Annotated in this window: 25 protein-coding genes; 3 read left to right on the top strand and 22 right to left on the bottom strand. The window is 35.9% G+C overall.

Going from position 1 to position 24,775, the window contains the following annotated elements; all coding sequences use genetic code 11:
* Positions 1 to 250 precede the first annotated feature (250 nt).
* The 5 genes from BMZ22_RS14710 to BMZ22_RS14690 all read right to left on the bottom strand — a co-directional run bounded on the left by BMZ22_RS14710 (position 251) and on the right by BMZ22_RS14690 (position 2,781).
* A complete protein-coding gene (locus BMZ22_RS14710) occupies positions 251 to 916 on the bottom strand; it encodes a TraR/DksA C4-type zinc finger protein (protein WP_090086969.1) in 666 nt (221 codons plus the stop codon).
* Positions 917 to 1,024: 108 nt separating this feature from the next.
* The gene (locus BMZ22_RS14705) at positions 1,025 to 1,474 is read right to left on the bottom strand and encodes a GNAT family N-acetyltransferase (protein ID WP_090086967.1); all 450 of its coding nucleotides are present in this window, start codon (positions 1,472 to 1,474) and stop codon (positions 1,025 to 1,027) included.
* Complete coding sequence (locus BMZ22_RS14700) at positions 1,474 to 1,806, bottom strand: hypothetical protein (protein WP_090086966.1); 333 nt, start codon at positions 1,804 to 1,806, stop codon at positions 1,474 to 1,476. Before BMZ22_RS14700 ends, BMZ22_RS14705 begins: the two co-directional genes overlap by 1 nt.
* A gap of 1 nt (position 1,807) precedes the next feature.
* A complete protein-coding gene (locus tag BMZ22_RS14695; protein WP_143069991.1) occupies positions 1,808 to 2,494 on the bottom strand; it encodes a class I SAM-dependent methyltransferase in 687 nt (228 codons plus the stop codon).
* 86 nt (positions 2,495 to 2,580) lie between these two features.
* Entirely contained in the window at positions 2,581 to 2,781 is a 201-nt protein-coding gene (locus tag BMZ22_RS14690) for a cold shock domain-containing protein (protein WP_177183461.1), read from the bottom strand.
* A 585-nt stretch (positions 2,782 to 3,366) separates the two neighbouring features.
* Between BMZ22_RS14690 and BMZ22_RS17175 the strand changes: the two genes are divergently transcribed.
* The gene (locus tag BMZ22_RS17175) at positions 3,367 to 3,537 is read left to right on the top strand and encodes a hypothetical protein (RefSeq protein WP_218144066.1); all 171 of its coding nucleotides are present in this window, start codon (positions 3,367 to 3,369) and stop codon (positions 3,535 to 3,537) included.
* Between the two features lie 42 nt (positions 3,538 to 3,579).
* On the top strand, positions 3,580 to 3,732 hold the full coding sequence (gene sda, locus BMZ22_RS14685; RefSeq protein WP_090086964.1) for a sporulation histidine kinase inhibitor Sda: 153 nt from the start codon (positions 3,580 to 3,582) through the stop codon (positions 3,730 to 3,732).
* Positions 3,733 to 3,925: 193 nt separating this feature from the next.
* On the opposite strand, the gene BMZ22_RS14680 is transcribed toward sda, so the two are convergent.
* Positions 3,926 to 4,381, bottom strand: a complete 456-nt coding sequence (locus BMZ22_RS14680; RefSeq protein WP_090086962.1) for a hypothetical protein — start codon at positions 4,379 to 4,381, stop codon at positions 3,926 to 3,928.
* 86 nt (positions 4,382 to 4,467) lie between these two features.
* Positions 4,468 to 5,490, bottom strand: a complete 1,023-nt coding sequence (locus tag BMZ22_RS14675; protein ID WP_090086960.1) for a DUF3231 family protein — start codon at positions 5,488 to 5,490, stop codon at positions 4,468 to 4,470.
* A gap of 400 nt (positions 5,491 to 5,890) precedes the next feature.
* On the opposite strand from BMZ22_RS14675, the gene BMZ22_RS14670 reads away from it, so the two are divergent.
* The gene (locus BMZ22_RS14670; RefSeq protein ID WP_090086958.1) at positions 5,891 to 6,895 is read left to right on the top strand and encodes a DUF3231 family protein; all 1,005 of its coding nucleotides are present in this window, start codon (positions 5,891 to 5,893) and stop codon (positions 6,893 to 6,895) included.
* Between the two features lie 411 nt (positions 6,896 to 7,306).
* Here the strand turns inward: BMZ22_RS14670 and BMZ22_RS14665 are convergent, their stop codons facing one another.
* The 15 genes from BMZ22_RS14665 to BMZ22_RS14590 all read right to left on the bottom strand — a co-directional run bounded on the left by BMZ22_RS14665 (position 7,307) and on the right by BMZ22_RS14590 (position 24,769).
* Complete coding sequence (locus BMZ22_RS14665) at positions 7,307 to 7,564, bottom strand: hypothetical protein (protein ID WP_090086957.1); 258 nt, start codon at positions 7,562 to 7,564, stop codon at positions 7,307 to 7,309.
* 219 nt (positions 7,565 to 7,783) lie between these two features.
* Positions 7,784 to 8,089 (bottom strand): hypothetical protein, encoded by a 306-nt coding sequence (locus tag BMZ22_RS17170; protein ID WP_090086956.1) that lies wholly within the window; start codon positions 8,087 to 8,089, stop codon positions 7,784 to 7,786.
* 803 nt (positions 8,090 to 8,892) lie between these two features.
* Positions 8,893 to 9,819: a Kiwa anti-phage protein KwaB-like domain-containing protein gene (locus BMZ22_RS14650; protein ID WP_177183460.1), complete on the bottom strand. Its 927-nt coding sequence runs from the start codon at positions 9,817 to 9,819 to the stop codon at positions 8,893 to 8,895.
* 246 nt (positions 9,820 to 10,065) lie between these two features.
* Entirely contained in the window at positions 10,066 to 13,035 is a 2,970-nt protein-coding gene (locus tag BMZ22_RS14645; protein WP_090086950.1) for a type III restriction-modification system endonuclease, read from the bottom strand.
* A gap of 1 nt (position 13,036) precedes the next feature.
* Positions 13,037 to 14,992, bottom strand: coding sequence for a site-specific DNA-methyltransferase (locus BMZ22_RS14640; protein ID WP_090086948.1), 1,956 nt, complete (start codon positions 14,990 to 14,992; stop codon positions 13,037 to 13,039).
* 371 nt (positions 14,993 to 15,363) lie between these two features.
* The gene (locus BMZ22_RS14635; RefSeq protein WP_090086946.1) at positions 15,364 to 17,184 is read right to left on the bottom strand and encodes an LPD25 domain-containing protein; all 1,821 of its coding nucleotides are present in this window, start codon (positions 17,182 to 17,184) and stop codon (positions 15,364 to 15,366) included.
* 61 nt (positions 17,185 to 17,245) lie between these two features.
* Positions 17,246 to 17,662, bottom strand: a complete 417-nt coding sequence (locus tag BMZ22_RS14630) for a hypothetical protein (protein ID WP_143069990.1) — start codon at positions 17,660 to 17,662, stop codon at positions 17,246 to 17,248.
* A gap of 61 nt (positions 17,663 to 17,723) precedes the next feature.
* On the bottom strand, positions 17,724 to 17,951 hold the full coding sequence (locus BMZ22_RS14625; protein WP_090086943.1) for a hypothetical protein: 228 nt from the start codon (positions 17,949 to 17,951) through the stop codon (positions 17,724 to 17,726).
* An 81-nt stretch (positions 17,952 to 18,032) separates the two neighbouring features.
* Complete coding sequence (locus BMZ22_RS14620) at positions 18,033 to 18,392, bottom strand: hypothetical protein (RefSeq protein WP_090086941.1); 360 nt, start codon at positions 18,390 to 18,392, stop codon at positions 18,033 to 18,035.
* A 384-nt stretch (positions 18,393 to 18,776) separates the two neighbouring features.
* The gene (locus tag BMZ22_RS14615) at positions 18,777 to 20,906 is read right to left on the bottom strand and encodes a type IA DNA topoisomerase (protein WP_090086939.1); all 2,130 of its coding nucleotides are present in this window, start codon (positions 20,904 to 20,906) and stop codon (positions 18,777 to 18,779) included.
* Positions 20,903 to 21,364, bottom strand: coding sequence for a restriction endonuclease (locus tag BMZ22_RS14610; RefSeq protein WP_425434288.1), 462 nt, complete (start codon positions 21,362 to 21,364; stop codon positions 20,903 to 20,905). The genes BMZ22_RS14615 and BMZ22_RS14610 overlap by 4 nt, the downstream gene beginning before the upstream one ends.
* Positions 21,365 to 21,441: 77 nt before the next feature.
* Positions 21,442 to 22,686 (bottom strand): MobP2 family relaxase, encoded by a 1,245-nt coding sequence (gene mobP2, locus BMZ22_RS14605; RefSeq protein WP_090086936.1) that lies wholly within the window; start codon positions 22,684 to 22,686, stop codon positions 21,442 to 21,444.
* Positions 22,687 to 22,689: 3 nt separating this feature from the next.
* Complete coding sequence (locus BMZ22_RS14600; protein WP_090086934.1) at positions 22,690 to 23,151, bottom strand: hypothetical protein; 462 nt, start codon at positions 23,149 to 23,151, stop codon at positions 22,690 to 22,692.
* Positions 23,152 to 23,165: 14 nt separating this feature from the next.
* Positions 23,166 to 23,474 (bottom strand): hypothetical protein, encoded by a 309-nt coding sequence (locus BMZ22_RS14595; RefSeq protein ID WP_245745464.1) that lies wholly within the window; start codon positions 23,472 to 23,474, stop codon positions 23,166 to 23,168.
* A 272-nt stretch (positions 23,475 to 23,746) separates the two neighbouring features.
* The gene (locus tag BMZ22_RS14590) at positions 23,747 to 24,769 is read right to left on the bottom strand and encodes a hypothetical protein (RefSeq protein ID WP_090086929.1); all 1,023 of its coding nucleotides are present in this window, start codon (positions 24,767 to 24,769) and stop codon (positions 23,747 to 23,749) included.
* Positions 24,770 to 24,775 lie beyond the last annotated feature (6 nt).

Raw genomic sequence — 24,775 nt, 5'->3', positions numbered from 1 at the left:
GTAAATGAAAAGACGAACGATTACTAGGAAAGGAAGCGGGATACACCGCTCCGGAAATATGCTTCGCTTTCCGCGGGCGGCTGTTGAGCCAACTCGTGCCAAGGCACTTCGTTGTCTCACCTATGCCTCTATTCCCGCAGGAGTCTACGCATATTTCCTCCGCTAACCTTGATTATCGTTCGTCTTTTATATTGGATATATAAGTTATGTCCCAACCTCTTCGTTCAAGCTAGAGGCTGATGTTCGCATGCTATTCTTCATATTTTTTGTGATTCGGCGTCACACCGGTGAAATTCCCTTCACGGTCAGCAGCTAAAAAGCTTTCCTCATCGGTCACGCTTCCGACGTTCTCATCGCTGTTCGGGTACATTTCATCGTAGTTATCGCGGTCGCCGTAAAAATCGGATGCTGTTTCCGAGGTACCATAACGGCTAACTTCCTGCCACGCGTCCTCTGCATCATAACCGGTCTGTTCCTCATCTGTTGCCTCATCAGGATTTATATTCGGGCTGAAAACACCTTCTTCAATTGGTCGATCGCTTTGTGCCATGTCGTCCCCGGTTTTAGCATGGTCAAAACAGCGGTCCGCTGTCGGGACGGCTTCCAAGCGCTCAAACGGAATATCCCGTCCGCATTCAGTGCAGATCCCGTATGTGCCATCGGCAATTGCGTGAAGTGCCGTGTTAATATCCTCCAGCTCGGTTTCGGCATGTTCATTCAGTGCTATATCTTTTTCGCGTTCAAACATCTCTGTGCCCATATCTCCGGGGTGGTTATCGTAATTAGACAGCTCATCCACTGATTGCTTCGTCATTTCTAATGAATTTCCAAAATGATCCTTTACCTGCCCGATTAGTTCATCTTGTCGCTGCTCAAGTGCGTTTTTGCATTGTTTAAGCTGCTCGCTTGTCATCATAGATGTCAGCCTCCATTTTAAAAATGAATCGCTAATCATACTATGTGCCGATATGGATGATTGATACTTCATTTCAACTTCCATATCATGTTAATCGGCAGAACAGCATCAATCCGAATTCTTCCAAAGCATATCAATATGTGGGATGCCGTCATCTAAATATGATTCGGAAACTTGCCGGAAACCCAAGTCTGTATAAAACTTCTTGAGGTGCTCCTGTGCTTCAATCTTAATTACGGTTTCGTGCCATTCATCCGTAATATAAGCAATGGCTTTTCGCATAATCTGCCGTCCAAAGTCACGGCCGCGGTATTTTTTGGCCACCGCCACTCTGCCTATCGAGACTTCATTAAACACCGTATTGGCCGGCAAAATACGCACGTTGGCCGCTATTTCATCACCATTTTTTAAAAAGTAATGAATCGCCTGTTTATCATAACCGTCCAGCTCCGGATATGCACATTCCTGCTCAACGACAAAAATCTCGACTCGCAGTTTCAGCAGCGCGTAAAGATTGTCATTTGACAGTTGCTGAAATGATTTTATAGACCAATCCATTAATCGTCCGCTCCCTCATGACTTCTCCCGCCATTCCGCTCAGCTTTGTCGATTTCCTCTTGGACAACAAAAGCGAGATCATTATTGCCAAACACTTGAAGAATATTAAGTATTGTCTCGTTGGGAATATGCTCTGATTCCTGCTTGGAAACCGTTAATTCCAGGGCATCTTTTAAAGCTTGATTATCAAATTGTCCAGGATATGCCTGCTCATATAATACCACTGGGTCAATATTATGATTGATGCACCACTGGGCGTATACGAGGATCATCATTTTTTCATCCTGTTGGTAGCTTTCAATTACCTTTTGTTCCATTTCATTTTTATCCATCTTATTCCGCCTTTCGCAGCATAAAAACCCACATAAACGTCAAAGCTTGCTGCAGATCCAGTGGCAAGCCTTTATAGTGACGCTCTTTTACATCTTTTTTATACACTCCGAACCCATCGGCATATTTAAATTTATTTTCGGCAGCAAGTGTTTGAAATTCCCATGGCATAATCGTATTGCAGATAGTCGTCTCACCTTGAAGCCGCGGATAACTATTCACTCTGGGGCCAGCTGTCGGTCCTAGAATCCCGGCAAAAAGTAAACCGTCTTTTTTCAGCACCCGGCTAAATTCTTTTAATGCTTTTTCCGGGGATGCCGTCCATTCAATGACATTAATCGCCATAATGGCATCTTGACTATTATCAGTTATCGGCATACTGGAAATATCCCCCTGTTTAAACGACATAGACGATTGAACAGGCATTTCATTTGCCCGCCTGATCATTTCGCCTGAAATATCCACGCCAGTCACATCGTATCCTGCCCGGGAAAGTTTATAAGATCCATAACCATCGCCGCATCCAGCATCTAGAATTGTTTTACCTTTTTCCAGGTTTTCTTTAATAAATGGGACTATATCCTTCCTGCTTCCCGTATCCCACATTGCCATACTCCGTTCATTCCAGAATTCCGCACGATTATCCCACTGCAGTTGTGCCTCTTGATGCCAATCGAATTCGCTTGGCACATGAACGCCTCCCGTCCGCCATAATAGCAAATAAAAAAGGCTTACCTCACAAATGAGATAAACCTTTTTGTTAATTTTTTAATGGATTATACAGCTGATACGTTAGCAGCTTGCGGTCCACGGTTGCCTTCAACAATTTCGAATTCAACGTTTTGACCGTCTTCAAGTGTTTTGAATCCTTCTGCGTTGATTGCTGAGAAGTGAACGAATACGTCGTCTCCTTCTTCGCGCTCAATAAATCCAAAGCCTTTTTCTGCGTTAAACCATTTTACTGTTCCAGTCATCATATTAAATGACCTCCTTATACAAATTGTGCAAAGTAATTGAACCATAAATACTTACACCACTTGTTAAAGAGATCGTAAAGTATTACTAATTTCAATTTCATTTGCTTAAGACATAGTCTACTATGGTTTCGGGAAAAACGCAAGGAGTTTTATAAAATTTTTTTAAAAGAATTTCGTTGCTGGAAAAATCAATCGAAAAATGATAAAATACCCTTCTGCAAGATTTAAATAAGCTACCCACTGCATTTGTATCTTGCAAATATTAATTGTACCAATAATAAGCAATGTTGGCCTATCTATGTTATTTATAAACTCATTGAACAGGCAATTTTAGGTAACAAAAACTTAAATTAGCATATATACAAACATGTATAATCCGTTGAATTTTCGTGGGCAACGTTGACAGATTGTGGACAAGACCAAAACCACTACCCAGCGAGTTAGCCGGGTAGTGATTTGTTTTTCCCTCCCCCTAATGGCTTCATTTATTCCATTAAATCGCCCGTTAGCAGAACAATGTAAATATAGCGTTCTAAGACCAACATAGGAAATAATACCCCCTTGCGAAAATATGTTATTATTCGTATGAACAATTATTTAGGAGAAACGCCACTAGGAGGATTAGTGATCACAGAAGTCGAGAAAATCCGCACAAGGCTGCTCAAAGAGTTTGAGCAGAAGTTGGATCGTACCTTAACCAAAAAAGAGTACGAATTTATTGATTGGATGGTTCGACAACAAGTGTCTGAATCCTGAATTAGAAAAATTTTAAAAAATAAAAGGGGTGTTTTATGAAAGATGAACGAGCTGTCGGATAAGCTTTTGGTTCAAGCCTATATCGAGGCAAAAAGACGCCATTTAAACACTGAATTCCTTTTAATACTTCAAGAGGAAATAGAACGGCGACATCTGCAAATTGATGATCAAAATACACTGCACGAAGAATTTTAAAAATGGCGTTTCTCCTATAGTCTTGCTTGAGGTAATCTCTTTCAGATCCTCCTTATACCCCTGTACATGTAACTGATATGCTTCCTCGGCACGCATTTCACCGATAAGGCGCATATTGCCATTACTTATTTTGTCATCGATAAGTGCATGGATTTTTTGTTTGAGGATACTTAAGAAAAAGCTGATTAAATGGTCAGCTTTTTCTTAGAATTCTTTGTAATAAAAATCCCACAAGCAAACCTGGTATGACACTTAATATTGGAAGCCAGATCGGACCGAGTAACACCCCGAAAATTTTTAGACTTGATGAAAAGATGGTTCCCACGGTCACAAAATAGGCTGAAAATACAAACGGCAAAAACGAATAAGGTTTTTTTCCTCCACCTGCATCTTTATAGGCATCCCACATCGCAAAAAAGTATAAACAAGGATAAAACATGAGCCAGTGGTAATCGGTTTGTTGAATGGCCTTTTCAATTTCTCCATGGAAACTTAGGAGGATGACCTCGTTAAAATTCCCCTGGACATTAACCAAAAACTCTAAAAATATTAATACAATTCCTTTGATATATTTTGCGTTTAACAATTGACCAAACCCAGGCAATGCAATACTCCAAAAAAGTTTTTCATACTTATTATTTTTGTTCATATTACCAGTCCAAATTTATCGTAGATGCTATTTTTGTACACTGCTTTTCTTTGTGCAATACGAAAGCATTGACAAAGATTTTGTCTTTATTTGTTGGTTTGTCCTTTTGATAATCTTCTTCTGTCCTGTGCTTGAGGGGGTTCTTCCATCCATCCATTTTTGATCATGACCTGCCCGCTATTTTTAGAAAAAGTGAATATGTCTTGTACGATTTTAGCCATTTTCAAAGGTAAATCGCTTCGTAAACTGAAGGATGAACCAATAGCATTGCTTGTCAGACCGAAGCTGGAGAATACACTGGTTTGGTACATCATCAATTTATCTGAAAAGGGAGCGTTAGTCGAATCAGTTGCTGTACCTGCCCACATAGAAGGGGTGTGTATATCACTTTGACGCAAAACGTCACTTAATTTGGTTACGATTTGTTTCGCAAGTTCCTTTCCATCAAAGAAAACTTTCGCTGCATCTTTATTATTGGCTGCTTGGGCGAATCCGGTCATGAGTGTCATCCCTATTGTGTTTGCCTCTATCGGTTGATAAAGATGAGCAATTTCAACTGAATTTAAAGGTCTTTTGTGAGTTAACAGATTAAATCCAGACATATATTGTTTATTTTTTGCAAATTCAACCTCTTTTGGCATCGTGACATAAGGAGGACGAGGGATTGCTGAGTGCTTTAAAAGAAAACCTGTTGTTTGGTCATAAGCTTCTTGAGCATCGGCTGTAAAACGCTGGTACAATTCTCTTATGTCTTCTCTATAAGCCATGGATAGATGTACTGTGAAAAGCCCCATATTTATGGCTGTAATCATACGCAAGTGCATGGTATCAAACATTTCATCGTACAAACGAGGTGCTCCCGGAGTAACATCTTTTTCGGTAAAACCTACAGGCAACACAGCCCCCTCGTCCTGAAATATTTTTATCAGTGTTTCTACATGTTCACTTTCCTTGTTGTAATAGGATTCTAAAATATCTTTGGCTTCCGGATTCTCTGCTTTTTCAATGTAATATTCCAAAAACCGCATGTTCATCGTCTTGTTTTGATACGCCATCCAAAGTGTTCCTAACTCTGCCCCTGAAATTGACAGATGGTCTGAAGTTGTCATGTTTCAATCCTCCTAATTTCACCTAGTTTATCTTTAACCTTCCTCTAACTTTTATTTTTATTATTTTAAAACAGCATTGTATATATTTGTTAAAAGTTAAAAGTCCATATATCAAAAATGTCCAAAGTTTAACTATGTTGAAGTGGTTTGATCCTTCAAATCAAAAAGATGCCGGGAGTATCCCCGCCGGCATCTTTTTAGTGATATTTTTCCACAGTGATTCCTGATCGAACGCACAGTACTTAAAGATTGTTCTTCCACAAAATGGCCCTTATATCCAAGTTCGGACGCTAATACTTATTCTTGATTAGCACCCGATCGTATTGCCTAAATGCTTCTTTTAACAATATTCTTAAATAAAATGAAAACATTTTGGGAAACATAAAGACGAGGTGATTATATGAGTAAAGAGGATTTAAAACTCACATCCGCTGAAATAGGGACATTATGGGGAGAATATGTAAATGGAACAGCTGTTGATATTATAAACAAATATATGTTGTCCATCATAGAAGATGAAAAAATAAAAACGCTTTTTGAAGAAGCAATACATATATTTAGCAATCAAAAGAAACAGATATCGATGTTCATTGAAAATGAAGGATTTCCAGTTCCGATTGGATTTACAGAATCGGATCTTAATAAAGGTGCAAAAAGATTGTTTTCTGACACTTTTTGTCTACACTATTTGCACATTATGACATTACATGGATTATTAGGGCATACGGGATCGCTCAGTTCCTCGGTAAGAAAGGATCTAAGGGATTTTTATGACGGGTGTGATGATAGTGGGAAAAAAATGTACCACCAAACGACTGAATTACTATTGGAAAAAGGGCATTTCCAAAGAGATCCATACTTTTATCCTGAATATAATCCTGAGTTTATATCGGGGCAACAGTTTATCGACGGCTACTTTGGTGATCACCGTCCATTGACCGCGACAGAAATTATCAGCCTATCGCTTAACATGAAGAAAAAGATAATGGAAAAATCCCTTTCAATTGGATTCAGTCAGGTAACGGAATCAAAAGAAGTTAGAAAGTTTTTAAAGTCGACAGAAAAAGCTTCGGATAAACAAATTCAATCATTCGGAAAAATATTACACAAAGATAATTTGCCTGTACCAATGTCATGGGAATCAGAAGTGACAACTTCTCAAGATCCCCCTTTTTCAGATAAGCTGATGTTGTATCATATAGGATTCCTATTGCAAACTGCACAAGCATTCCATGGGACAGGTCTTGCAACCGCAATGCGGACAGATCTTGTTGTGAATTATGAACAATCCATCTTAAAAAGTCTAACGGTTACGAAAGAATGGTTTAATATTATGACGAAAAATAGATGGTTAGAGCAGCCCCCTCTTGCTCCTGACAGGAAAAAAATTGCAAAAGACAAATGAAAATTATAGTGCCCTTTCAAACAGAGGGCATTTTTCACCTCAAATCCTTCATCAACAACTATTTTGATTCTATAATTTAAGTACATTTTCTTCACAATTCCATTATATTTTTACATAAATATCCAAAAACTTTTAAGAGTGATCTTCAACAAACTGGCCCTATTCTGGAATAGTAAATATCACCAAAAAATGAAACGGACAAATACTATCGGGCGACATAATTACATCATGCCGCCCATTCTCCATCAATATTTTTAAGCATTTACTTACCTTCGTACACCTTTAATAATTAGTGTTATTTCTTCAATAACAGAACAATTGTTTGTTTATGTTTGTTGTAAACTAGTAAGAATGTGGTCATTTAAGTGGTCAAATAATTTTACGTTATTCTGAAGCACACGCTACAGACTATTAATCGATTAATAGATTAATATTGGAACGAATAACTTTAACTAAGTTTTCTCTATAATGCGGAAACGCAAAAATGTTTAATTCCAAAAGTGCTTTATAATCATCTACACCAGATATATAACACGAAAAATTAACACTTGGAATTGAAACAATATATTCATCAGTGTCGTTAAGCTCTTCTTTAGTTATATACATAGATGCTGGCATTTCACTCTCGAATACAGAATCAGAAACATCAATAGTAATTGTTTTCAACATTGTATAACCTCTCTTATTAATAGGTTAAAAATTGTTTCCAATAGTTCCACTCAAACCTGACAACACTTAACACCTAAAACCAATAACCCATTTTTTAACTCTTCTTAATTCATAATGTTTTCTTTAGTCTTATCAAAAGTACGCTCAAAAGCTACATGTCTTGTATAGAACCTTCTCAAGTTGCTTTCTCCCTTGCTAGAGTATCTTGAGTTATACTACTCAGTATTTTCTCTTGTTTGGTTTAATCTTTAATCTATAACCTCTCCTGAGTATCCTATGGAGTTCGTCATTCGCTTTACCGTTAATGACTGATACAGCATATTCTCTACTGAGTGGCTCACCTTTAACAGTAAAACTTTCTGAGTTAGCTTTTTCTACTACCTTTTTAATGCTATTGGTATAAGCATACTCTTTAATAATCCACTTATTAAGAGTATCTGACTCGTAGGACTCAACAAGATCTATGAAATGTTGCAACCTCTGTATTTCTTTCTTGGCTCGTTCAACTGTAATAAGTTTGACCACAACGCACCAACAACTCTCTGATTTGTATTGTAGTAATTATTCGTAAGGGGGTGAAGAGTCAGCCTATTAGATAAGCTCAGGAGATGGACTAGCTCTAAGCATTGTTAAAAAGTAGCTTTAGTTGAGTTTTATTTAAGGAACCCAACATGCTGAAATCCGATATTTTAAATATCCTTATTCCATTAAAGTTTCGATTACAATAGTGGATTAAAGATAAACATTCCGTCACTGAAGTGCTTACTTTTTAGTATTGATAATATATATTTTATGCCCGACTTTTTTCACTTTCACGAACCTTCTGTTATTAATCTTATCTGCACTTTTCTTTGAAATAATTATTTTATTATCATTATCTGTATAAACATTAAACCCTGATAAAGTGAACAATACGTTTAAATAAAATAAATTACTCTTAACATAAAAAATTCCTATAACTATAAATAAAAGGATATTTACCAAGATTGAATTAATATTATTAACATTTAATGTTGTTAGTGGAACTATATAGGTCACGAAATAAGTGAGTATTTCACTATTTTTATTTTCAATTCCATAAAATGACTCTTCATGGTTTAGTTCACATGAATAAAAATACAAAAAAGTAATAATCGAGATAATAATAAGTAGTAAAAGAATAATAAACGCAACCTGGTTTGCCAGAAGATTATATCTAATGCTTTTATCAAAGTCGTAAAACTTAACAATAAGAATTACATAAAGAGGCAAAAACGAAGATATAAATAAAAACGTTTTATAAGTATTTGTAAGCATTAAGTCTTGCCTCCTTATGGCCTTAATGAATTTTAGATATTGTAATCATCGACGCCTTTTCTTTCAGCAAGAACCGTTCTATAATATGCGTCTCTCATCAGCATTGTTATATGCGTTAATTGTTCTTTGTCATCGTAAACAATTTTTGATTTATCTTCATTAAAAGAAATATTAAGGTCAAATAGCTGAACTACCTCTGGTGCATTATGAAAATGCTGATGAAATAATTCAATTATTTGAGGGTTAGATTGTATTTTAGTTAATCTTCTGATGATTCTTGCATCTTCTAAACAATCGTCCTTGAATTGATTAAAATTGGCAATTCTTTCACCTTTTTCTACTTCTCCAAGAACCACTCCTGCATTTTCCTTGAATTTTTCCCTCAAGTTAAAGATACGTTCAGCAGAAATGTGACTGAAGAAAAAAATCGTTCTCCCATCAGATACTGCATCTATACCACCATCTATCCCCATAAGCTTATTACCTTCTAGAATGTTAAAGGTATTACTGACTTTTCGCATCCAAAAACCTTTCCGTATATTTTTTAATTTATGGTTTTTTCTAAAGAAATACAAATATTTTTCAGTCTCATCATCATTATTAACCCTAAGTCTAAAAATCAAAAAGTTGACATTATCAGGTTCTATTTCTTCCTCCATATTTGGATTATCAAACAAATTAATTACTTCTTCAAAATTACCTACATAGTCAGTGCTGCATTCGGAATATTGATCATTTTCTTGGCCGCTAGGATTGAAAGAAATTCTTTCTAAATCTAAGTTTCTTTTTATTGATATAGTATCTAAGAAAAGGCTCGTAATTTCTTTTTGCACATCGTTTGTTACGCTTGGAAAAAATGATTCATACTTTGTCCCAGTTTTTTTCACAAATAAGACTGATAATCTTCCTCTAGGATCATTATATGTTTCTAACATTTGATAGATATAATCAAAATTCACTATCATGTCCCCCCTCTTCTTCCATATTCGACAATAAAAGAAGAAAGTCCTGCTACTTAAGACATGATAATTACAAAATTTTAAAAGATTATGTTATGTCGTGAATCTACTACATAAAGAACCAGTAACTTGATGCGGTATGCCATAACCAATAAAGACAATAGAAAATAAGGGCGACCATTAGATAAGACCGCCCATTTCTATCTATTAAACTTTTACTCGTATTCGATTAGTGACATCATTATATTACTTCACTAACTCTTTAATCATGTTTACAATATCATCATTTTTCATTTGTTTTTTGAATGTTATAGGAAGGCCTTCTTCTTTTAATGCCTCAAAGAAAACTTTCGCAGATTCAATACGATAATCTTCATCTTTTCGAGTCTTATTTTTATTTTGGATATCTTTTGTTTCTACAACAAAATTAACTACATATTCTCCATTTTTCTTTTTTAAAATAAACATAAAATCAGGACTTGTTGTTCCCCCATAATACAAAGGGATTTGAATACTTCTTCTAGGTATCTTTCCAAAAACAACAACCTCTTCTATATCACTATGAGATATCGTTTCTCTTTCTTTAGGGGAATCATAGACAAAACTATCATAGAGAAAATTTTCGGGGATTATTACGTTTTCATCCCTCTTGATACCTAAGTTACCTTGTATGATGCTATCCTTCATTGTTCCATCAGCATTTGTTAATGCTGTCTCTTTAGCTTCCACTCCTATTTTTTGATAACTGAAACGTTTAATAAATGAATCTTCTAGCCAAGTTTGGAAAGCATTAATAAAATTAGTGAGTGTTACTGAGTTGAAATAATCATCTGGTATACTATGATCTTTTGAATGTTTAATCATAGCTTTATGAAATATATTAGGCGATACTCCAGTATGGTTTTGGATTCTTTTAACGAATTCATTATATTGTAGTGTCTGTTCTGAGAAATGATGGTCTATATACTCTTCTTTAACCCCGACCTTGTTACTGTCTTTAAATGTTTTTTGCTCTTTTGTATGATGAATAACTTTTTTATAAAGAGATTTTTCATTTAGTATATTGAAAACTACTTCCATGAGGTCCTCATCAGTTATGTCATCCATCTTTAAGTAGTATTTTTCATTTATTTCACTCCAGAGATTTTGAATTTCCTTAAATTTATTCGGTCTAATCTTTACTTTCCCTTTGTTATCTTTATTTTCATCCACTATCTTATCCTGCTCAGTTCCACCATTTAATTCTGGATAAAGTGAAATTAGTTCGCTCCATTTACCCTCTTTTACATTTTTTTCAATGTCTACTAGGTTTTTAGATAACAACTCTGCAAATAAATTCTCTTCTGTTGTCTGGCGTTCTTGCGCTGCCTTAGAAAGTACTCCCGATAAGTTATAATATGATTCAACTTCTTTATTTACTTCTGATATTAACCTCTGAGCAAAATCTCTTTCTGAAAAATCAACTAAATAAGTTAAGTGAAATTGTTCGTCATCTATACGATTTCCATATTCATCAACCGGTAATCGTAAACCACGCCCTACTTCTTGTAATTTGCTTACTTCACTTCCACTTGATCTAAGCTTTGCTATTTGAAAGACATTAGGATTATCCCAACCTTCTCGTAAGGTCCATTTAGAAAAAATAAATCTCATCGTATTCCATTCATTATTTTCATTTTTGAATGAAAGCAAAGATTCTTTCTCTCGAAGAATTTTTTCTACTTCCCATTGTATGTCTTTATCATTAGTCGAGTTGTCTACTGAGAAGTAACCTCCATTTGTCTTGGAAATATCATTTAAAGAAGCTAATAAGTAATCTTTATATTCTACATCAATTGATGTTAGTGTTTCTTTGTTATTAAGCAGTTTAATTTCTTCTTTCAATCGTTGCCGTAACAAATCTTCAAAGGTGACTCTAAGTGGTCCAGGATCTTTCCCCCTCCGATAAGAATAGACACTTTCAATAAAGAATAATGATAAGGATTTAATTTTATTTTCTCTATAGAAATTTTCTTTCTCTTTTCTTATGTGATTATTAATCGCTTGTTTTAACATAAGCTCTTGATAGGTTTCCCCATAAACAGATGAGTATATGATATCATCTGCCTGAAGAACCTGACCATTTGAAAGTGTAACACCTTTTGTTATATCAGGGTGTGAAGTATTCCATATATTTTCTATATATATACCGCCGAATTGTTCATCAATTGTATTTAGAAAGCTACCGGTTTCTAAAGTGAATACTCTTTTAGTCTTTTCATTTCTAAAAGTACAGGTTCTAGGACGATAACTCATATTTGTTAACTTAATCTTTCCATCCTCCATAGATGCGCCTTCTATGGTTTGAACAGCTACTCCTTTTACTAAGTTATCGTTAAAGGCTTTAGAAGGGCCTAGGTCATAAACTAGATTATTATAGTCTTTACCCTCCTTTTCTGGAAGATCAGGAAAAGTTGCACCAAACCGTATAATACTTTGCGGTTTTAACTCTTCTTCTATACATTGAAACGCTTTGTTCTTTCTTTTAAAGCGATGAGGTTCATCTATTATTACAATTGGTTTTGTCTCTGCTAAAGCGCTATACGGTTGAGTAGAACCCCCAAATAAAGTTTGATCGTAATCATCTTTAGCCATAGTTTTTTTAGATAAGAGCATACTATCAGACATTAATAGCGCATTTATTTTATTTTTACTTTGCCTATTTCCTCTGATGAAATTTCCAATGCTCGTAGGAAACATTTTTCTTCCTGATTGCTGTGAAGGTTGTGCATTTAAAACCTCTAAACTCAGCTTTTTTGTTGGGTACAAATCGGAAAAATGCCGCTTTGAATAATCAGCTTTTATAAAATTTTTAGTACCTTCTTTTATTGGTGTAGATGGTACCAAGATAACAAATTTATTGAAGCCATACCTTTCATTTAATTCATACATAAGTCGAGTGTAAATATAAGTTTTTCCGGTTCCTGTCTCTAACTTAGCATCTATCCCTAATATATTTTTATTATCTTTTCGTCTTTTCTGCATATTTCTTGGAATGTTAAGATTGGAATCTTGCCAAATTCTATCTATGTTTTCTTGTATTTGGTTGTCATTTAAATTTATTATAGGGTTTTGATGAATAGGGTTCTCTGTTGTAATTTCTACATCCTTAAAAACCTCTGCAATTGTATTTAAAACTTCAGTCTGATGGGGTATAATGTTTAATTCTATAGCCATGTTAATACCTCTCAATCACAGTCACTTTTTTTCCATTTCTAAGGTTTTTTAAATTCTTTTTTAATTCATGAATAATATTAAAGCGAACCGAGTATGGGTAAATAACTACTCTTTTAATATTTAATTTATTTTCTTCAATAAGCTTTATAAGTTTTATAACATCTTCAGAATAAATATCTTCTTTAATAATGTATAAGGAACCATATAGATAAGGAGCTGAATAAGTATCAAGTGTTATATAATCTGGTATAGCACTTAATCCATATCCATCTTTATTTAACCAGGTTGCTAGCATAGTTTTATCTCCTGGAGTACCGTTAAAACTGAATATCGAAGTCGGATCATCAACAGCAAAGGTTTGTTGAGGATCAAAGCTTAACATTTTATCTACGGTTTTCATGGGTAACTGGTTTACATAAAAGAGTTTATATCCACCATCTATATCAACACCTGTTTCTTCTTTCACTTTTTCACCTGACTTTTCTATACGAGTGCGACCAATCTCATCTATTGTACGATACCCTTTTTTATAGGCAGGATCAGTACTATCAATCACCTCAGGTAACTGTACCATTATAAATTTTCTGTTTCCACCATCCTCAGCATTTAATGCCATAGTAGCGTGCGCAGTTGTTGCAGAACCCGAAAAAAAGTCCATTATAATTGAATCACTATCAACAATACTTAAAATTCTTTTCATAAATGCTAATTGTTTTGGGTTACTAAACGGCGTACCAAACTCTTTCATTAACTTATCGTCAGGTCTCTGGTCATCAGACATTATTGCTTTAGGTCGTTGGTTTAGATTTTCAGATAAGTATCTCTTGATCGTAGGCAGACTCCCATCCGTATGGAAGTGAATTTTTTTGTTTTTTATAAGTTCTTTCATTTTATATGGGTCATGTCGATATCCCCCCGGTGGAACACGATCCTCCTCTCCAGTTAAAGGATTTACGATAGGAGTCATATTTCCATTCTTTACTCCACCTAAATCGCCTTTCCTGTATAAATCATGATTATCTAAATACCAATAGTTTTCAAAGTCAATAAACCTAGGATACTTGGTTAGTTGTTTTAATTCCTTTGTTATTTCTTCGTTAGATAAACCTTGTTCTTGTAAATATTCTACTTTTTTAAGATATGCTTTGACATTATTTTTAGGAACAGACCATTTATTATCGCTATGTTTTTCTGTTAATACAGAAATGTTTTTCGAGTAAACTAAACAATAATCATGACTAGTAGATAGAAATAATGATTGGTTTTTGGAACTATTTGTATTTCTAACAATTTCTCCAATACGGTTTTCTTCACCAAATACTTCGTCACATAGTAGTTGCAAATTCGCCATTTCATTTTCATCTATGCTTATAAATATTACGCCATCATCTGTCAAAAAGTCTCTAGCTAATAACATTCTAGGATACAAAAATGTTAACCAAGCTGAGTGAGTGCTTTTTCCTGTAAGATTAAGAATTCTCTCTGCCTCACTTTCAGTAATTCCTATTGTTTCTGCTAGCGATTCTTTGTTAAAGTTGAATTTATCTGGATAGACAAAACCATCAGAACCTGTATTATAAGGAGGATCAATATATATACACTTGATTGTCTCACTGTAAGAGTTCAATAAGTGCTTAATAGAATCTAGGTTATCTCCAACTAAATAAAGATTCTCACTTTCTTTATTTTTATCTTTATTATTATGTTTTATGTCTGGAGTTAGAACTGTTTCTGTTTCAGTTGAAGATAAATATTTCGCATAATTTTTTCCTAAGAAATTTAATTCATAACCCTCTCCTTGAATATCTACTTCCTCTTGTTCTAGCATTCTATTAAAACGATCAATTAAGAATTGACCATCTTTGTCAAAATACTGTGGAAAGTTATTTTTAAGTTTTGTCATTTCTTTACTGTTAGGTTTAATTGACTGATTCCTTTCTAAGTTATCACTAATCATAATTCATCTTCCTTTTTTTAATAATTCAGCTCAATTCATAACCCAATATCAATAAATAAAAAATAAACTATTTGATTTATGGTAGAGCTGTTAATTTCTACAGTGGTTGGTTGCCTTCTTTAATGTTACTATAAGCTTACATTCACTTGTCTTCAGAACCTCAAGGCCCCCATGTTATTCCAAAAGGATTCCCCGTATTCCGTTTTATTTAACAAGATTGGTACGTTATATTCAACGAGCATTGAATTGAATTTTAGATAAACCTTTCGTATAAATAGAAGATATGAGCATTTATAATATTTTTTAGCTCATAAGAAAAGCATATCTTACTAGAATTTTTACCACCCTTAAATTATTTTATCAAAAATCTTTCATAATGAGTGCTCTTTTTTAGCCTTTATTTCCATTTCTAGTTTCTGTATCTGTTCTTTCTCCTTTTCTTTATCTTGCTTAAGAGTCCATTCTTTCATTTCAAAATCATGTAATTCTTTATCTGTTAATACTCTATCATAAGCAACTACTCCATTTTTTCCTTCATTATCATCAAACTCAATAAACCCTTTCGGCTGACATCCTAACGATACTGGCCGATGACACATTTCATACCAATACAAACCGTCATTATAATTATTTTGTACCTGCTCTGGCTGCTGTTGTATCTTCAACCCTTCTAATTCCATTTTTTCTGTTTCAATAAGATGATCGTGATAAGCATCATCTAAAATTTTTTGTTGATCTGATGTCATTTCGCCCATTTTCCGAATATGATGATATGGATAGACATATGCCCCATCACCAATATCCAATCTATCTGGTATACTCAAAACGTTTGGCATTTTTGAATGGTCATTTGCCGGGAGAACCACATGGTATCGTGTTTTACAATTACCTGTTTCCTGCTGATAATTTTCTTCCAATGCTTCTATCTTTTCATTACCCTTTGCAAAAGGGTACATCGTGTTATCTTCTAATTCCGGTGCTTCCGACCACTGAATCAACAACTGCGGTTCATCAATTGCTTTATCGATAATGGCATATTTACCTGCAAATATTTCATTAAACTGTTTCAGATACTCCTCTTCCGTCAGATCATCAGATGCTTGCACTTTGTTAAATGCGTTGCCATTTGTATTCTCTTTGGCAAAATCCTTTATTTCCTGTAAAGATACTTCCTTTATGTCAGTAACATGATTAAAACCGTACTCCAATAATATCATGTTTTTTTCGTGCTCTTGTTCTTTATCACGTTCTTTCACCAAATCAGGCTCTATTTCGTCTATAAATTCAATGGCCGTTTCACGTACATCTGCCAAAAGTTTTGCTTTATCTTTCATCTCTTTATCCTGTGTCCAATTGGCTAAATAGCGAAGAGAATAATCGCTTGTATCTATATCAAAATAAGATGCTACCGCATAAGCTGTCATTTCAGCTTGAAACTCCTTTTTTTCTGCCGGCATTACTTGATAATCTTTGTTCTGTGGGTTATGCAGCTTGGCATGTGCCAGCTCATGCAATAATGTTTTGACATTCTGCAGCTCACCATTACGGGGATTCAAACCGATATGGCCGTTATTTTTATCATGAACGCTATGATAAAATGCTCCTTTCGCTGTACCAAGTTCGTCAAACGGCTCACCAATTGTGACATCCAGTTTATCGCCGATTCGATGCATACTACCCAGCATCGTTTTATAATTGGCAACATCGCCTTCCATCCATTTATTCGGAAAAATCTCCGGCAAATCACTTGCTTTGGCATCCGTCTGACTTATATCAAAGACATTGCCAGTCGAAAAATACAATCGGCTTTTTCTTTCTTCCAGTTCCCCTTTATCTATCCGTTCTTTCTCCTGTTCCGTTGCGTACTTTATATTTTTCCACTTACCTTCGGCTGTTTTGAATTTCGGTGCCGTTTTGTTTGGCACTAATACCTTAAGAGCTTTTTCACCTTTCTGGACTTGAAACCCTTTTTCTTTCCAGAAATTATAACTGCCGACAGCCTGCGTACCCTCAAATTGACTGCGAATTAACGCTGCATTCTTCGGTGAATAATGATAAAACTTCAACATAAACGCCATTAACTCATTCATTTGTTCCGGCGACTCAAAATAATAATCAATGGCGTCATTCATTTTCGTTGTCAGCTCCTTAACTTCTTCCTTCTTTTGTTCCAATGTTTTACGTTTAGCCATACGCTATCACCCTTTATAAAAAATGATTGTAAATAATAAAGGACCTCCACGAAGGAAGCCCTCACATCTCCATATCAAATTGTTGTTCCTTCTCATTCGATCTCATCTGTTCTTTAGCCGATTCACCTTTCAGTTCATCGTCCAATATTTCAGTCGGATGAATTGAAAAGTCTTTTTCAGTTAATGCGATCTCAAAATGCGCCTCATAATCAAAAAGCGCACTTTGTAACTGACCATAGGCATCTGGTGTCAGAATGTCGTCCATTTGAAAAACATCTAATGCATCGTCCCAGTCATTCAACCCTGGTGTTTCATATTCAGCCGGGTTAAATAAGCAAACATACAAGTCATCCCTGTCATCCGGCTCTGGATTCCATATGCCTATAGTCACTTCTTTCTGTTTCTTTCCATCCTTCATGACGAATTTAGCCGGACAATTCGCTTCAAAGGATGAAACAATCTTATAAACGTTTTGCACCATCATCACCTCCAAAATAAAAAAGACTCCCTAAATGGAAGTCCTCTTGAAAAACGTCGCTTTATTTGGTTGGCTCACCATCTAAGATGACAGTTTTCGTCTCCAAATCTAAGGGAATCAAAGCATCTTCATCCACTTGAATAATCGTTTGAATTGCATCCAGTGTAACAGGATCAATAGCTATTTCGACTTTACCGTCATTGACAATGAATACGACACTGGATTCTTTAATTTCTTTCACATAACCAATATCAACAGACTGATATGCGCCATTTACATACAAATCCATATAATCACCCTTTCGAATACACAAATACTAGTCTGCATCAAATTCACCCTTCTGACAACGAGGCGAAAAGAGTATCCCTGCTCACATGTCCATATCGTGCTTATATTCTTTCTTACTTTTATCAGATAGCTTATTTCGCTTTTCTAATAGCTGTTCTGTTCGATGATCTTTTTCTAAGAGATCTTGACCATAAAAACCAACAGCATAATCAATCTCCCCTGTTTTGGGAATATAAACAATCGTATCTTCCTCCGTATCAACAAAACCGTTCTCACTTTTAACTGGATGTATGCCTTCTTCCTGTATATAATCCTCTAATTCAAGGATTGCTGCTGTGTGTTCTGTCTGTGAAATATAATCAAACTCAACATCTAACTCCAATCCATGAATAAGATATACGTCAGCTTTCCCCACATATATTTCTCTTTTATCTTTTTCCACAATTCATTCATCCTTTCTAGTCATGAAGAAAGGACTCCCAACCGAAGTCCTCACATTTTCACATCATAATTATTTCTAATTTCATCACCTAGCATTACTGCCGAAACCTCGGAAAATCATTTTAATTCAAATGTTAATGGATTATCCCTATCAAAGAAGACCGTTTGCAACTGCTGACACATAATAATAAGCTGTTTTAATAATTCTTCTAGTTATATACATCCAACATATCTTCTAATGCACCAGATTCTTATACAAGGATACTGGTGTGAATTCTACAAACATATAAATTACGGATTCCAGATTCCGCGTACAATGCTTGATTCCTTACCCAACATCAACTACTCGATACTCACCATTTACGTACATCATATCCATGCCATATCATCCCTTCTCAAACTCAGGTTTTATTCGCTGTTCTTCGCTGTCATAGCGTAAATATGCATCAAATTTTTTCCCTTTCTTGCTTTTGAATCCTTTCATTAAATTAGTTTTGTTACCTGCCAGCAGCTTTTTAATATTGGCTTCACTGATTGTTTTACCTAAGAATCGTTTAGGAAGTGTAAACGTACAGCCATCTCGATAATGGGAACAGCCATAAAACTTTCCTTTGTCTTCAATTTCACCTCCGCAAATAGGACAATCCCCTAAAGTAGACTGTTCTTTCACCTCTTGAAATTGTGACTCAAGCGTCTGCAATTTTGCTGGTGCTTCCTTCAAAAGTGATTCCAGCATCTGTTTTATTTTGGATATAAAGTGTTCTTGCGAGCCTTCATTTTGCCCGATTTTGTGTAAATATGTTTCCCATTTGGCCGTCATCTCCGGACTAGCTAAAAGGGTTCCTTCAACCGCCTGACATAACATTTGGCCTTTCTTCGTAACCGACACTTTATTCTTGTTAATCGCGATATATTGCTGTTTTTTCAAAGTATCAAGGATATTTGCTCTCGTCGCTTCAGTCCCAATGCCTTCATTTTCTTTCAATGTATGCTGCAATGATTCATCATCGATTTCTTTACCAGCTTGTTTCATGACGTTAATTAATTGACCTTGTGTATAGGCCTTCGGAGGTTTTGTTTTTCTTTCAGATATGTTAATGGCAACGTTACAAGATTCCCCTTCTTGCATAGACGGAAGTACAGTATCTTCTTGTTCATCCTTGTTCTTTGTATCATCTGTATCTTCCTTAAATAAAGCTTTCCAGCCTTTCTTTAATTCCACTTTACCGGTTTTCTCAAAGCACAAACCGTTTGTTTCAACCTCTACCTTTGTTTCTTCAAATTCATAGTCTCCGGCAAACATCGCGAGCGTTGTAGCAACAACTTCCCTGTAAATCGTGCATTCTTTATCGGTCAGATCCTGTTTATCCGGTACCTGTTTTGTTGGAATGATGGCATAATGCTCCTGTACTTTGGAGCCATCTACATAACGTTGGCGTGCATCGGGATAAACAATCTCCATATCCACAGCTAAACAGGATTGATAGTTTGTAAGGTTATTTTTTAAATAAGCAAACTCATTAGCCGTAATATAATGACTGTCCGTTCTTGGATAAGATATCACCCTTTTCTCATACAATGATTGTGCCGTTTTTAATACATCAGACGGGCTATACTTCCATTTTTTATTGGCTGTTGCCTGCAGCGTTGATAACGAATGCAGTTTCGGTGCTTTCTTTTGCTTCTGTTCTTTTGTAACCTTTTGTATCGTGCCTTGATTGTCGCCAGTTGATAGGTGATAAGAATCCAAGGCGTTCATAGCTTCCTCTTCCGTTTGATAACGCGCTTTCACCTTTGCATCAAACGAACCGTTCATAACGTTCACCTTGCCAACCAATTCGAAAAAAGGTTTGGAGACAAAGTTCTCGATTTCCTGTTGTCTTTTATACAATAAATTGAGTGTTGCCGTTTGAACTCTGCCAACACTAAAGACACCTTTCATCCCGTTTTGTTGCAGGAGCAACGTATATAAACGGGACGCATTCATACCGACCAGCCAATCACTCAATTGTCGTGTTTGGGCTTCTTGATACAACGACACATAGTTTGTCCCATCCTTTAACTGCTTAAATCCTTTTTGAATTTCATCCACTTCTAATGAGTTTATCCATAAACGCTTGGTTGGTTTGTTGGAAGCGCCGGCCATTTTGATAATACTTCTGGCGATATTTTCACCTTCACGGTCGCAATCGGTTGCGAGAATAATTTTATCTGTTTCCTTCAATAATTGCTTCACTACGTTGAACTGCTTCTTTTTATCCTTACCTACTTGAAACTGAAATGTTTCCGGAAAGATTGGTAAGTTGTCTAAATGCCACTGTTTCCACGAGTCGTTATAGGATTCCGGTGGAGCAAGCTCCACCAAGTGACCAATTCCCCACGTAATATATGTTTTGCCTTGAAAGAATCGATCATCGTTCACCTCCATATAACCATCTTTTTGACGGACATGTTGAAACGCTTCTGCATAGTGCTTCGCCTGACTTGGTTTCTCGGCTAATACCGTTACTGTCAACGCAATTCGCTCCTTTTCCTTGTGAATTGTTTCGGCTGCTTCGTTGGATTAATTTTTACAATAAACGCTTCCAATTCATAACGATCTAATAATGTAACACCGCATGCTTTGGCTAATGTTTTAGCTTGTTTGGTAAAAAAGGAGTTCGTAATCACCCACGCTTCCTCTGCCTTATAAAAAAACATGGCTGCCAATACTTCACGTACGGCATCCATGCTCACTTTGTGTTTAGTACCATAGCGCTTTGCCTGTATCACAATTTTATTTCTGCCTTTCAGCACCACATCAGCTCCGTAGTCACCTGATTTTTGTGTCACAACCGGCCGATACCCTAATTCTTTAAACAACACTTGGAGGTACACTTCAAATTGATAGCCTTTCATACGATCAATATCTCTTATGCCTGATCTTTTCATTAGGTTAATCCGTTTTTTCTTCTTAACGTATTTTATAATCATTGGAAAAACAAATAGCGCCATCACTATAATACTAAATAAGAAGTATACATTGTCCACTCACGCCACCACCTTTTTATTTATTCGTAGCCATCCATTAGCCGGTCAAATTCCTGCAGGTTTCGGTCTTTTTGATAGTCATGAAATGTTCTCCGCATGGCTTTACTTAACTTCATCATAGAAGCATTAAACGCATAAACAGTCTGGTTTGAATTAGTAAATGACTGCTGCTGATTGAAAGATTGCCATCTATTTAATCGTTTTGGCTGAAACGATAAATCGTTTTGCGCTTTCGCATAGTTACGCATCTCAGACAGCACCGCATTCCCCATACGCTTCTTCAAATCATCGAGTTTTGTTTGTTTATATTGCTCATAGTCACTTCCTCCACCATACATCTCTTTCATGACGTTCACTTCATCATCCAATTGCTGGTGCAGCTGTTCCATATCATCACCATGAAATTGCTGCAGATAAATCGTTGTTATGTCATCTATATACGGTCTTGCTTCATTTATCGATTGATAACCATATCGCCATTGTTTCTTATCCGATGGAAGATGGTTCATGGCTTCCTGAAATAATGTTTTTGTTTTGCGATAAGTGGCCAAGGAAACACCATGTTCTTTTTTATGATGAACGGTTCCACGAACAAGGTCATCAATTTTATGCCGTTCATGCGTTCTATCCAGAATCATGTTGGCCACTTTGGATTTCATTTTATCCAGTGTCTTGGGCTTACGTTTTGCACGGTATTCTTTCCGCCATGTTTGACTTTCCTTATCGAATACATCCATTCTTTCACGAGTTGGATGTGTTTCAGTAGAAGCAATATGGACATGAATGTTGTCGGTATTATAATGTAACGATGCTGTCCATACAGCTGATTTTTCCATACCTTCTGATCGGAGGACAGTGTCCATTGTTTCACGGACAACCTTGCGCATGCTTGCTTCATCGACAGAATGTGTTGTCGGGTTATAGAGGCCCTGTTTCGCCAACCATTCATTATCAAAACTAATCACATCCTGCCACATAGGTGATTCATTTTGTTGTGCTTTTTGAAATTGTTGCTTCAACGTTTTCTTGTCATTCGCATTCAATTGATCGTTATCTTTAGTGAATAAATCACCTTGTTTTGCTTCATCATCCATATAATCCATGAAGTTATGAAAGACAAAAAAATCATCCGTATCTTTGGATGACTGGTTCACATGAATATGACGTTTGGCATCTTCACGATCGATATAATTAATGTAATCGTTAAAAGTATTGGACCCAGGTGTAACAAATTTGCTTCGTAACACAACCGCAGGACTACTCATGTTTTAAGCCTCACTTTCCTGTTGCTTGTGTGCCTTTCGCTTTTCATAATCGAGTTTCTTTTGTCGATGTTTATGGATACGTTTTTGAATTAAATCTTCTGCTTGCTGCATCCCATTCGTTTTATATTTTTCAGTGGTAATCAAATCTTTAAACTCATTCATCAAGTAATAATGGTTCATAAATTCCAACAGAATTTTCGTGTCACGGTCCACCACATTGCCGGTAACCTGAATACGTTGTAATTTGTCTTGCATGGCTGCAAGCTTTTCATCCATTAAATCCGAGATCATGTTTTTAAACACACCATACTTTTCATCACAATCTGCATAAAAGTGATCAATGGCTTCCGTAATCACATCGGCTTGAGACACATTTTTCTCACCTGCAATGGTCTGTATCTTGTCTTTCGTAACTGGATTTAACAGGAAGTATGAACCTTTCTTTGTTGTCTTTTTTTCATTCATTTATCATCATCTCCTTATATATTTATCTTGAACACCTTCTCCAAATAATCATCTACTTCTTCAGGATCAACATCCAACACAGTGGCTAGTAACAAATACATTTTCATGGATTGTTTTTCTAATTGGTCGAGTCGATTGTACGTCATCTCTAATGCATCACCTACGCGACTTATCGTAGAATCCAATTCTTTTTCAGCACGTTTGATGCCATTAAACTGTGCTAGATCTTCAATGTGTCGTTTTAATAATTCATTCCGTGACACGTTTTGTTTTCGTGCTTCGTCATTTAAAACGTTGACGGCACCGGTATCTACATCGCGCACTTTGATTTCCATTATTGCATCATTCCTTTCTGTTTATTTGCTGCATGCTCACACTACAATAGGATGTGAATGCCTTCCCTCTTTGGCAAATCGCTTCAATAAATGGAGCATCTTCATGAGAGCGCAAATAGTGTTGAACAGGATAAGGGGAAAATGTCCCCACACAAGGTGGGGAACTAGGCAGCGCCTAGTTTTCCGGTAAGCCCATTTCCTCAAGCGATTATATAGCTATTATATAGGTGTCTATATAGGTTTTATATAGGTTTTGACTGCTACTTTTCATCCTTTTTGGCGGCATGGTTGTTATCATTTTGTTTGTTTTGGTGTGCATCTTGTTGACCAGTTTTCACATTTTCGGCATTCGTTTTCTCGTTCTTGTTTTGCTGTTTGTCATCCTTATTTTGTGTTAAAGCATTCAGTTCTTCTTCACGATTTTGATATTTATCCTGGAGTTCCTTCACGTTCTTTTTCAGTTTTTCGATTTCACTTTTCGCTTCTTCGATAGCTTTATCCTTTTGTTCAATCTCACGTTTTGTGTCAGCTTGCTCTTCCTTTGTTTCGAACGCCATGTCTTGTTTCAGTGATTCTTTTTCTTTTTTTAGTGTCGTAATTAACTCTTCCTGAAACGGTATATCTTCTTCAACAATGGTAGTGATTGCTTGTTTCGTGCGTTCCATATCGGCTATAATACTTTCTTTTTTGTACCCTTTATCTGTCTTCGTTACCAATGATTGAGTGGTGTCAATTATTCTGTAATCTCCAAGGATAATGACTTGTTCTGGTTCAGGCAGATCAGATTTTTGGATGCTCTGATCGGTCACCGTAGCTTCACCATCTTTATTTTCCAGCTGCTTTTTGTATTCTTGTTTGAGGATATTTTGATCCCGATGTTCTGTCACAAATAACCCGATAACCTCAAAAGATTCTGGGACATCTTCAATTTGAACCACCATATTATTGTCGGATTGGTACACCAATTCTGCTTTATATTTTTGAGTGGCATGCTGCTCTTTCGCATAAAAAGAAAATGTCGGTTCGACGGCATCTGTACCGGTATGGTTACGTTCCAATGTCACTTCCATCAATTTATTTTTCGGATTATACTCCCAATCACGAAGTGTTAATGTCGTTTGACTAAGCCCATTAATTGATTCATTAAAAGACGTTTGGGCTATTGCACTGTCATCATACATCCATGTTTTAGACGTAAAAAAGACGCCAAACGCAAGGCCGGCGACAAGTAATAAACTAATATAGGTTTTGTTTTCACGTCCGCGATTCAATTTATTTTTCAAAAAATC

It is taken from the genome of Lentibacillus persicus, assembly GCF_900112705.1.
Lineage (GTDB): Bacteria > Bacillota > Bacilli > Bacillales > Amphibacillaceae > Lentibacillus > Lentibacillus persicus.
This window is presented reverse-complemented; position numbering and strand designations above follow the sequence as displayed.

Excerpts from the sequence above, each read along its gene's own strand:
- BMZ22_RS14645 (WP_090086950.1), bottom strand. The coding sequence starts at position 13,035 with ATGGCTATAGAATTAAACATTATACCCCATCAGACTGAAGTTTTAAAT.
- BMZ22_RS14675 (WP_090086960.1), bottom strand. The coding sequence starts at position 5,490 with ATGACAACTTCAGACCATCTGTCAATTTCAGGGGCAGAGTTAGGAACA.
- BMZ22_RS14625 (WP_090086943.1), bottom strand. The coding sequence starts at position 17,951 with ATGGATTTGTATGTAAATGGCGCATATCAGTCTGTTGATATTGGTTAT.
- BMZ22_RS17175 (WP_218144066.1), top strand. The coding sequence starts at position 3,367 with ATGAACAATTATTTAGGAGAAACGCCACTAGGAGGATTAGTGATCACA.
- mobP2 (WP_090086936.1), bottom strand. The coding sequence starts at position 22,686 with ATGAGTAGTCCTGCGGTTGTGTTACGAAGCAAATTTGTTACACCTGGG.
- BMZ22_RS14610 (WP_425434288.1), bottom strand. The coding sequence starts at position 21,364 with ATGATTATAAAATACGTTAAGAAGAAAAAACGGATTAACCTAATGAAA.
- BMZ22_RS14680 (WP_090086962.1), bottom strand. The coding sequence starts at position 4,381 with ATGAACAAAAATAATAAGTATGAAAAACTTTTTTGGAGTATTGCATTG.
- BMZ22_RS14635 (WP_090086946.1), bottom strand. The coding sequence starts at position 17,184 with ATGGCTAAACGTAAAACATTGGAACAAAAGAAGGAAGAAGTTAAGGAG.
- sda (WP_090086964.1), top strand. The coding sequence starts at position 3,580 with ATGAACGAGCTGTCGGATAAGCTTTTGGTTCAAGCCTATATCGAGGCA.
- BMZ22_RS14640 (WP_090086948.1), bottom strand. The coding sequence starts at position 14,992 with ATGATTAGTGATAACTTAGAAAGGAATCAGTCAATTAAACCTAACAGT.
- BMZ22_RS14690 (WP_177183461.1), bottom strand. The coding sequence starts at position 2,781 with ATGATGACTGGAACAGTAAAATGGTTTAACGCAGAAAAAGGCTTTGGA.
- BMZ22_RS14670 (WP_090086958.1), top strand. The coding sequence starts at position 5,891 with ATGAGTAAAGAGGATTTAAAACTCACATCCGCTGAAATAGGGACATTA.
- BMZ22_RS14600 (WP_090086934.1), bottom strand. The coding sequence starts at position 23,151 with ATGAATGAAAAAAAGACAACAAAGAAAGGTTCATACTTCCTGTTAAAT.
- BMZ22_RS14700 (WP_090086966.1), bottom strand. The coding sequence starts at position 1,806 with ATGGATAAAAATGAAATGGAACAAAAGGTAATTGAAAGCTACCAACAG.
- BMZ22_RS14705 (WP_090086967.1), bottom strand. The coding sequence starts at position 1,474 with ATGGATTGGTCTATAAAATCATTTCAGCAACTGTCAAATGACAATCTT.
- BMZ22_RS14665 (WP_090086957.1), bottom strand. The coding sequence starts at position 7,564 with ATGTTGAAAACAATTACTATTGATGTTTCTGATTCTGTATTCGAGAGT.
- BMZ22_RS14710 (WP_090086969.1), bottom strand. The coding sequence starts at position 916 with ATGATGACAAGCGAGCAGCTTAAACAATGCAAAAACGCACTTGAGCAG.